The sequence below is a fragment of the Neoroseomonas rubea genome (assembly GCF_016106015.1).
Taxonomy (GTDB): Bacteria; Pseudomonadota; Alphaproteobacteria; order Acetobacterales; family Acetobacteraceae; genus Neoroseomonas; species Neoroseomonas rubea.
Map to the genome: position 1 here is coordinate 1 of NZ_JACADQ010000233.1, position 6696 is coordinate 6696.

The following is a 6696-nucleotide window of genomic DNA, read 5'->3' on the forward strand; positions in this document are numbered from 1 at the left end:
CGCCGCGGCCATGGCGCTCGGCGCCGCCGCCACGGGGCCCGCCGCCGCGCAGGCCCGCCGCCGCATCCGCTTCGCCGCCGTCTTCTCCGACCAGGACATCCGCGCCGAGGCGATGCGCGGATTCCAGACGGCGATGCAGGGCGAGTTCGACGTCGAGCTGCACCTCAATGCGAGCCTCTTCCGCCAGGGCACCGAGATCAACGCGCTGCAGCGCGGCAACCTCGAGATGGCGAACATCGCGCCGCAGGACATCTCCCGCCAGATCCCGGCCTGGTCGGTGATGGCCTCCGCCTACCTGTTCCGCGACGCCGACCACATGCGCAAGGTCTTCGCCGGCGATGTGGGGCGGGAGTTCACGCGCATGGCGCGGGACCAGCTCAACATCCAGGTGCTCGGGCCGCTCTATTTCGGCACGCGGCACGTGAACCTGCGCCCGCGCCGCCGCATCAGCACGCCGGCCGACATGGCCGGGATCAAGCTGCGCATGCCGCCCGGTGAGACCTGGCAGTTCCTGGGCGAGGCGCTCGGCGCCGCGCCGACGCCGGTCGCCTTCGCCGAACTCTACACCGCGCTGCAGTCGGGTGCGGTGGACGGGCAGGACAACCCGCTGCCGACCAGCCGCACGATGCGCTTCCACGAGGTGACCACGCAGTTCGTGCTGACGAGCCATGTGGTCGCCTACGACCTCATCTGCATCTCCGCGCGCTTCTGGGACGGGCTGACGGAGGCGCAGCGCGGCGCGATCCAGGCGGCGGTGGACCGCGCGGTGGAGTTCAGCGTGCAGCGCCACGTGGCGCAGGAGCAGGAGATGATCGCCTTCTTCCGCTCCCAGAACCTCGAGGTGTACGAGCCCGACGTCGCCGCCTTCCGCGCGGAGGCGCAGCGGCGCTACCTCGCCTCCAGCCAGTCCCAGGCCTGGCCGGCGGGGATCCTCGACAGGATCAACGCGGTCCGCTGACCGAAGCGCGTGCGGGGCTTCCTGGGGCGCGTGCCGGGCTGGGCGCGGCGGCGGGCGGAGAACCTGCTCGCCGCGCTGCTCGTCGCGATGTTCCTCGCCTTCCTGGTGCAGATCGGCATGCGCTACCTGGTCGGCCGGCCGGTCGGCTGGACGACGGAGGTCTCCACCCTCGCCTGGCTCTGGGGCATCCTCTGGGGCGCCGCGCTGGTGCTGCGGGAGGATGAGGAGATCCGCTTCGATCTCATCTACGGCGCCGTACCCGCCTGGCTGCGCCGCGCCTTCGACGCGGCGACGGGCAGCGTCGTCGTCGTCGTCTTCGCGGCCTCCCTGCCCGCGGTCGTCGACTACGTCACCTTCATGAAGGTGGAGCGCTCGGCCTATCTCGGCCTGCGCATGGACTGGGTGTTCTCGGTCTACGTGGTCTTCGCGGTGGCGATGATCCTGCGCCATGCCGCGATCGTCGCGCGCGCGCTGGTGCCCGCGCTCGGGAAGCGGGGCGCATGAGCCCGCTCGGCCTCGCCATCCTCGCCATCGTCGCGCTGTCGGTGATGGGCCTGCCCATCGGGGTCGCGATGATCACGGGCTCCGTCATCTACCTCGCGATGTCGGGGCAGGACATGTCGCTCGCGGCGGAGCAGGTGCTGAACGGGCTGAACGGCAGCTACGTGCTGCTCGCCGTGCCGCTCTTCATCGTCTCGGCGGGGCTGATGAACGCCGGCACCATGACCGACCGGCTGCTGCGCTTCTGCAACCTGCTGGTCGGGCGGTTCCGCGGCGGGCTCGGCCATGTGAACGTGGTGCAGAGCGTGATCTTCGCCGGCATGTCGGGCTCGGCCATCGCGGACGCGGCCGGCAGCGGCAAGCTCGTGATCGACATGATGCGCCGCGGCGGCGCCTATCCCGCCAGCTACGCCGCCGCCATCACGGCGGCGACGGCCGTCATCGGACCGATCATCCCGCCCTCCATCCCGATGGTGCTCTATGCGCTGATCTCGGATGCCTCGATCGGCTACCTGTTCCTGGGCGGCGTGGTGCCGGGCCTGCTGATGGCGCTCGCGCAGATGGGCATCAACGCCTGGATGGCGCGCCGCCACGGCTTTCCCATCGCCGAGCGCGTGCCCTTGCGGGAGGTCCCGCGCCTGACCTGGGATGCGCTGCCCGCGCTGCTCATGCCTGTCATCCTGCTCGGCGGCATCTATGGCGGCGTCATGACGCCAACCGAGGCCGCGGCCGTCGCCGCCGCCTATGCCCTCGCGGTCGCGGCCCTGCTCTACCGCAGCCTGCCGGCGCGGGAGGCGTATCGCACCATCCTCGACAGCGCGCGCGCCACGGCCTCGATCGGCATGCTGATCGCGGGCGCGCTCGCGCTCAACTACGTGGTGGCGAGCGAGAACGTCCCCGCCACGGTGCGCGGCATCCTCGCGGGCTACGACCTCGAGCCCTGGCAGTTCCTGCTCGCGGTAAACCTGATCCTGCTCGTCCTGGGCTGCCTGCTCGAAGGCAGCACCATCCTGCTCGTCATCGTGCCGGTGCTGATCCCGACGGCGCAGGCGCTCGGCATCGACATGGTGCATTTCGGCGTCGTCGTGGTGGTCAACATCATGATCGGGCTGGTCACGCCGCCCTACGGGCTGCTGCTCTTCATCGTCGCGAAGCTGGCCGACTGCCCACTCGGCGCGGTGGTGCGCGACGCCCTGCCCTTCATCGCCGCGATGATCGCTGCGCTCGGCCTCATCACCTTCGTGCCGGAGCTGGTGCTCTGGCTGCCGCGCCTGCTCGGCTACCAAGGCTAGGGGAAGAAGTCCGATCGCACCGGGTCAATGCAATCGGATGGCGCCGTCGCGCCGGCTCACCCCGCCACGTCCACCGCCGCCTCCAGCCCCAGCGTCGCCGCCAGCGCCTCCACGCGCCGCAGCACGCTCTCGCCCGCGAAGACGCCGCTGCCCTCGACCAGCCGCAGCACGAGCCGCCCGCCGTCGCGCGCGAGCGCCGTGCCCGCGAGCAAGTCCGGCGTGCCGCCCGAGAGCGTGTAGGCGAGGCGCAGCGCGGCCCCCAGGACTTCCGCCCGCCGCACCGCGGGCACGTCCAGCAGCACGCGTGCCGCGGCCAGGAAGCCGGCATCCGGCCCGGCCTCGTAGCGAAGTGCGACGGCCATCGCGAGGAAGGCGCGCGCATGATGGTCGAGCCCGACGCCCGGCTGGCGCAGGACGCGGAAATAGGCGTGCTCGGCACGGTAGTCGGGGTGGTCGTGGCTGCCGATGTCGCTGACCCAGCAGGCGGCGGTGCGCAGCCCCGCCTCGGCCAGGCTCTCGCGCTCGAACAGTCCTTCGGTCCAGGCGGCCAGCGCGGGGGGCAGGCGCGGCTCGCGCCCGAAGCGCGCGGCAAGGTCCTGCGCCGCGGCGATCAGCGGCTCCCGCGCGCGCTCGGCGGGCGGGATCTGCGTGGCGTACCAGCCTTCGCGCAGGCCGTTTGCGCTGAAGACGACCCGGCGCGCGCCGGAGGCGCGTAGCAGCCGGCGCATCACCATCGCGGCCCAGGGCAGGTCGCCCAGGCGCTTGGTCGGCGCGCCCGGCATGCGTTCCAGCGTGCGGCGCGTCGCGGCCATCACCACGCCGGCGAGGTCGCGCGCTTCCTCCCGCGACAGCACGTAGTGATGCACGATCGACAGCGGATAGGCGGTCTGCGCGATGTGGATGCGCGCGAGCGCGCGCCACGCCCCGCCGACGAGATAGAGGTCGCGCCCGGCCGCCTCGGCGAGCCATTCGACGCGGGAGAGTTCCTCCGTCGCGAAGGCGCGGCCGCGCTGGATGTCGCCGCCCACGCGCTCGGACAGGCGGATGGCGCCGAGCGGCAGGCTCACCGCGCGCCCGGCGCGGCCGGCGGAGAGCTCGACGAGTTCGAGCGAGCCGCCGCCGATGTCGCCGAGCACGCCATCGGCCTCGGGGAAGCCGAGCAGCACGCCATCGGCCGAGAGCAGGCCTTCCTCCTGGCCGGTCAGCACGCGGATCGACAGGTCCGGCAGCCTCGCGCGCAGCGCGGTGACGAAGGCCGCGCCATTCGCCGCGTCCCGCACCGCCGCCGTCGCCAGCACCTCGACCGGGTCGGCGCCCATGGCGCGCGCGACGGTGGCGTAGCGTACCATGACGGTCAGCGCCTGCTCCACCGCTTCCTCGTTCAGCAGGCCGGTCGCCTGCAGGCCGCGCCCAAGGCCGAGCACCGCCTTCTCGTTGAAGATGGGCATCGGGTTGCGCCCGCGTCCCTCGAACACGACGAGGCGGACCGAGTTCGAGCCGAGGTCGACGACCGCCGACCGCGGCGCGCGCGGCCCACCCGGCATCACGCAGTCCATGGGGTCAATCCTGCATCACCCGGTCCTGCCGCTGGCGGCGCTGGGCGCCCTTGAGCGCGCTGCCACGGCCGGAGAGGGAGGGGTTGGTCATGAAGTATTCGTGCGCCGAGACCGCCTTCTCGCCCGGCGTCAGGCGCGTCCAGCCGCCATCGGGGCCGAGCTGCCAGGACTGCATCGAATCCTTGAGGTTCACGACCATGATCTGGTCGAGCACCTGGGCGTGCACCGTCGCGTTCTCGACCGGCACCATGGTCTCGACCCGCCAGTCCATGTTGCGCGCCATCCAGTCCGCGCTGCTGATGAACACCTTGGCGCGGCGGGAGGGCAGCCGGTGCCCGTTGCCGAAGGCGCAGACGCGCGAATGCTCGAGGAACCGCCCGACGATCGACTTGACGCGGATGTTCTCGCTCATGCCCTTCACGCCCGGGCGCAGGCAGCAGATGCCGCGCACCACGGCATCGACCTTCACCCCCGCGCGGGAGGCGGCGTAGAGCGCGTCGATCAGCGTCTCATCGACCAGGCTGTTCATCTTGATCCAGATCGCCGCAGGCTTGCCTTCGCGGGCGAAGGCGATCTCCTGCTCGATCAGCGCGAGCAGGGTGGGTCGGATCGTCAGCGGCGCGAAGGCGAGCTTCTCCATGCTTTCGGGCCGCGCGTAGCCGGTCATGAAGTTGAACAGCTTCGCGGCATCGCGCGTCAGCGCCGGGTCGGCGGTGAAGTAGGACAGGTCGGTGTAGATGCGCGCCGTGACCGGGTGGTAGTTGCCCGTGCCGAAATGCGCGTAGGAGCGCAGGTTCGCCCCCTCCCGCCGCACGACGAGGGAGACCTTGGCGTGCGTCTTCAGCTCGACGAAGCCGAACACAACCTGCACGCCGGCGGCTTCGAGTTCGCGGGAGAGCGCGATGTTGCGCTCCTCGTCGAAGCGCGCCTTGAGTTCCACGATGCCGGTCACGCTCTTGCCGGCTTCCGCGGCCTCGATCAGCGCCTTGGCGATCGGGCTGTCGCGCGTGGTGCGGTAGAGCGTCTGCTTGATCGCGACCACATTCGGGTCGCGCGCCGCCTGGCGCAGGAACTGCACCACCACGTCGAAGGATTCGTAGGGGTGGTGGACGACGATGTCCTTCGCCTTGATCGCCGCGAAGCAATCCCCGCCGAAATCGAGGATGCGTTCGGGGAAGCGCGGGGTGTAGGGCGTGAACAGCAGGTCCGGCCGGTCGTCCACGATCAGCTGCGTCAGGTCCGACAGGCCGAGCAGCCCGTCCACGATGAAGACCTCCGCGCGCGGCGCCTGCAATTCCTCGGTCACGAAGTCGACCATGTCGGCCGGCGTCGCGGCGGTCACGGAAAGCCGGATCGGCCGCCCGCGCCGGCGGCGCTTCAGCGCGGTCTCATAGGACCGCACCAGATCCTCCGCCTCCTCCTCGAATTCCACGTCGGTGTCGCGGATCACGCGGAACAGGCCGGTCTCGGCCGGGATGAAGCCGGGGAAGAGGCGGTGGAGAAAGAGGATGATCAGGTCTTCGAGCAGCACGAAGCGGATCGCCTGCGCGCCCTCCCGCGCCGGCAGGCGGACGAAGCGCGGCACCTGCGGGGGCAGCGGCAGAAGCGCGCGCATCGTCCCGCCATCCTCTTCCCGCACCAGCTTCAGCACCATGCACAGCGACAGGTTGGCGATGAACGGAAACGGGTGTGCCGGGTCGACCGCGAGCGGGGTCAGCACGGGGAACACGCGCTCGACGAACCAGGCGTCGAGCCAGTCCCGGTCCGCCGCGTCCAGTTCCGCCGGCTCCACCAGCGCCACGCCGTCGGCGCGCAGAAGCCCGCGCAATTCCTGCCAGGCCGCCTGCTGCCCGCCGATCAGCGCCTGGGCGCGCTCATGGATCGCGACGAGCTGCTGCGTCGGCGTCTTGCCGTCATGGCTGAGCTTGACGATGCCGGCACGTTCCTGCCCGACGAGGCCGGCGACGCGCACGGAATAGAATTCGTCGAGGTTGGCGGCCGAGATGGCGACGAAGCGCAACCGCTCCAGCAGCGGGTGGCGCGGGTTCGCCGCCTCCTCCAGCACACGCTGGTTGAAGGCGAGCCAGGACAATTCCCGGTTGATGAAGCGGTCCGGGCTCGTCAGCAGCGCGGCGGCCTCATCGGCGGCGGTCGTGACGGCATCGTTCATGCGCGGCGGTCCAATTGCATGTTGCACGCTACAGCAGGGGGGGCACCGCGGGCGAGGGCGGGGCGCCATTTGTCTCGGAACCATCACCATCCGGCGCTTCCCCGAACCCCGCCCACCCGGCCAGGGCGGCGCGGGCGAGCGCGCGGGTGACCGGCCCGCGCGCGACGAGGGCGGCGCGGTCGAGCCGTGCCGCGGCCTCGAGGTCGGGAGAGCGCAGCT

At 71.3% G+C, this 6696-nt stretch carries 6 protein-coding genes; 3 read left to right on the forward strand and 3 right to left on the reverse strand.

Features of this window, described 5'->3' with window-relative positions:
* The 3 genes from dctP to HW577_RS17970 all read left to right on the forward strand — a co-directional run.
* Positions 1-958: TRAP transporter substrate-binding protein DctP (dctP, locus tag HW577_RS17960; RefSeq protein ID WP_198377518.1), on the forward strand; the 958-nt coding region annotated here is incomplete at its 5' end.
* 9 nt (positions 959-967) lie between these two features.
* Entirely contained in the window at positions 968-1462 is a 495-nt protein-coding gene (locus HW577_RS17965) for a TRAP transporter small permease (RefSeq protein WP_198377519.1), read from the forward strand.
* Positions 1459-2751, forward strand: a complete 1293-nt coding sequence (locus tag HW577_RS17970; protein ID WP_198377520.1) for a TRAP transporter large permease — start codon at positions 1459-1461, stop codon at positions 2749-2751. Before HW577_RS17965 ends, HW577_RS17970 begins: the two co-directional genes overlap by 4 nt.
* Positions 2752-2807: 56 nt before the next feature.
* Here HW577_RS17970 and HW577_RS17975 read toward each other — a convergent pair whose 3' ends face one another.
* The 3 genes from HW577_RS17975 to HW577_RS17985 form a co-directional block, all read right to left on the reverse strand.
* Positions 2808-4307: a Ppx/GppA family phosphatase gene (locus HW577_RS17975; protein WP_232475034.1), complete on the reverse strand. Its 1500-nt coding sequence runs from the start codon at positions 4305-4307 to the stop codon at positions 2808-2810.
* A 4-nt stretch (positions 4308-4311) separates the two neighbouring features.
* Positions 4312-6477 carry an RNA degradosome polyphosphate kinase gene (locus HW577_RS17980; protein ID WP_198377521.1) on the reverse strand — a complete coding sequence of 722 codons (2166 nt, stop codon included), beginning with the start codon at positions 6475-6477 and terminating at the stop codon, positions 4312-4314.
* Positions 6478-6505: 28 nt separating this feature from the next.
* Positions 6506-6696 (reverse strand): hypothetical protein (locus HW577_RS17985; protein WP_198377522.1); only part of this gene is annotated, 191 nt, incomplete at its 5' end.